At 30.3% G+C, this 2778-nt stretch carries 2 protein-coding genes; one reads left to right on the top strand and one right to left on the bottom strand.

Going from position 1 to position 2778, the window contains the following annotated elements; translation table 11 throughout:
• Positions 1-519, bottom strand: a 519-nt coding sequence (locus tag DXA54_RS27755; RefSeq protein ID WP_133304703.1) for an STN domain-containing protein, incomplete at its 3' end; no start/stop codon positions are given.
• Between the two features lie 377 nt (positions 520-896).
• Here DXA54_RS27755 and DXA54_RS27750 point away from each other — a divergent pair.
• A complete protein-coding gene (locus DXA54_RS27750) occupies positions 897-2132 on the top strand; it encodes a site-specific integrase (protein ID WP_004310779.1) in 1236 nt (411 codons plus the stop codon).
• The last annotated feature ends 646 nt before the right edge of the window (positions 2133-2778 follow it).

Genomic DNA, 2778 nt, shown 5'->3' with positions numbered 1-2778 from the left:
TTGGGAGGCATAACCGATATAGGATACTTCAAGTACATCACCTTTAGCTGCTTGTATTTTGAAATTTCCATCCATATCAGTGATAGTACCATTTGAAGTTCCTTTTACCAAAATACTAACTCCAATCAATGGTTCTCCTTTTGAATCAGTAACAGTACCACTTGCAGTAATTGGTGTTTTTTTCTGCTGCTCTTCTTTATTACTCTTCGCAGAAAGTACAATATGATTATCTACTATTGAAAAACTGACATTTACTCCTCTGAATAACTGATTCATTACATTATTCAAAGATTCTTTTGTTACCTTGATAGATATGACACGATTTATATCGACATCATTTGTATTATAGACTACTGACATTGAAGTTTGTTTCTCAATTTCTTTCAAAGCAGTGTTCAAGGGTACTTTCGATAGATTAAGAGTGATCGTTCGTTCCTGCCCATAAGCTGAAGCAAAACACGAAACCAACAAAAGGAAGAATAACAAGTATGAATACTTGTGTTTTATAATTTCTTTCATCTTATTCTTTTTAATTAGAAATAGTTTTTAGAGAATTTGTAATTAGAGGCGGTAAATGAGATTACCGTTTTCACACAAAGGTTTCATGTATCTCTGTTTCTCATAATTAATAAATTTAAAGGTTATACTTAAAATAAATTCCATAAGCGCTTATTCAATAGTAATACATTTTATGTTGTAACCTTACTAAACGAAGATAAGATTTTTTTCGAAAAAAATAGAATAGAAAGATTCCTAATTGAAAAATAAATACTCAAATATTTGATAAATAGAATCTTATGTACTTATTAAAATCAGGCTGATTTATTACATTTGCATACATTTTGCATACAATATATGTATGCTTTACCTATTGTATAGATATAAATATTCATTTTATGTTCAAATATTCAAAAGATGGAATTTCGGTTTTAACCATATTAGATACCAGAAGAGCAAAAAAGAGTGGACAGTTTCCTGTTAAAGTTCAAGTGGTATATAGAAGAAAGCAAAAATATTACTCAACTGGGAAGGAAGTGTCAAAAGAAGATTGGGCAAGGTTATTAAAAGTAAAAAGCCGGTTATTGGCAGAAATTCGATCAGATATAGAGAGTAGTTTTTCAACTATTAAGCAACAAGTTAATGAACTGATAACAAAAGGGGAATTTAGTATTGAAACATTAAGCGTCAGGTTAGGAAGGCAGATGAATGATATGACTTTACGCAGTGCTTTTCGCTTAAAAATGAAAGAACTGGAAGCCTATGAACAAGCAAACACTTACCTAAATTATCAAAGTGCTTTAAAAAGTTTAGAAGATTTCGGAGGTTCCACTATACCTTTGGAAAACATTACAATTGATTGGCTTAAACGTTGTGAAAAATTTTGGATATCAGAAGGTAAAAGCTATTCAAGCATAAGTATTTATTTCCGAGCTTTAAAGTGTGTCTTAAATCGTGCTGTACATGATGGTATTATAAAAGAATCATCTTTTCCTTTTGGAAAGAATAAATATGAAATTCCTGAAGGGTGTGGACGTAAATTAGCACTTACTCTTTCTGAAATAAAAAAAGTAATGTCCTATCAATGTGAAACAAAAGATATAGAAGAATTTAGGGATCTCTGGGTGTTTTCTTATTTATGTAATGGCATTAATTTTATGGATTTATTATTTCTTCAGTATTCAAATATTATGGATGGAGAAATATGCTTTGTACGCTCTAAGACATCTCGAACTACCAAACATAACAAAGAGATACATGCAATCATTACTCCTGAAATGTGGAATATTATTCAAAAATGGGGTAATCCAAGATTAAGCCCGCAAACGTATATTTTTAAATATGCTAGAGGAACTGAAGATGCCTTTGAAAAGATTAGATTGGTACGGCGTATTATAACCAAATGTAACAGAAGACTTAAAAAAATAGCCCAAGACATTGGAATTTTTCAGTTGACGACTTACACGGCAAGGCATTCTTTTGCTACAGTATTAAAACGTGGAGGTGCGAAAACCTCATATATTTCTGAAAGCTTGGGACACTCTAACTTATCTGTAACCGAGCACTATTTAGCATACTTTGAAAAAGAGGAAAGAATAAGGAATGCTCAATTATTGACTAACTTTAATCTCTAGATTAATACATTTGCATGCAAATTGTATGTACAATGAAAAATGGACCAATAATTGATATAGGATAAAAGTGAGTATAATATTAAAAAACGCATATTCAGATTACCTATAATTTAGAATATGCATCTTGTTATCAGGAGTGTTTCGAAAACCGCAGGGATTTCCACTTTAGCCAAACGTAATTCAAATAAAAAAAGGATGATATTATTGCAATTTATTCTTTTTATCGCCCGCGTAGTGATAGAATAATATCTAATATTGATAATATTAATCAAATGAAAAGATTCCGTTCTTTGTATTATCTGCACTAACTAGAAGAAAACAACTACTATAAAGCAAGTTATTATTATTCTTTAAATGATTTGTTAGGTTCCATTTAAAGAATCAAAATGTTCCACACCGAGAAACGAAGTGATTCTCGGTGTGGAACATTCCTGAAAAAACGTCTTTTATCGAATATTCATACCGCATATATGAATAAAAACAATTTAATTACTGCATATTCATGTGCAATCATACTAACTTTTTCTTTCATTCATTGATTTTGCTCAATTGTATTTAGCCTGATATCTTAAAAATAGAACATTTAATCTATTTATCTAACAAGCATTGGATCTAGAGAAAGTATATGAAACTGATTTTCTCCCAA

It is taken from the genome of Bacteroides sp. OF03-11BH (genome assembly GCF_003604005.1).
Lineage (GTDB): Bacteria > Bacteroidota > Bacteroidia > Bacteroidales > Bacteroidaceae > Bacteroides > Bacteroides ovatus.
The sequence above is the reverse complement of the archived record's forward strand: the minus strand, read 5'-3'. Positions and strand labels throughout refer to the sequence as shown.

What these genes read in the sequence shown, in the direction of transcription:
- DXA54_RS27750 (WP_004310779.1), top strand. Translation starts at nt 897, where the DNA reads ATGTTCAAATATTCAAAAGATGGAATTTCGGTTTTAACCATATTAGAT.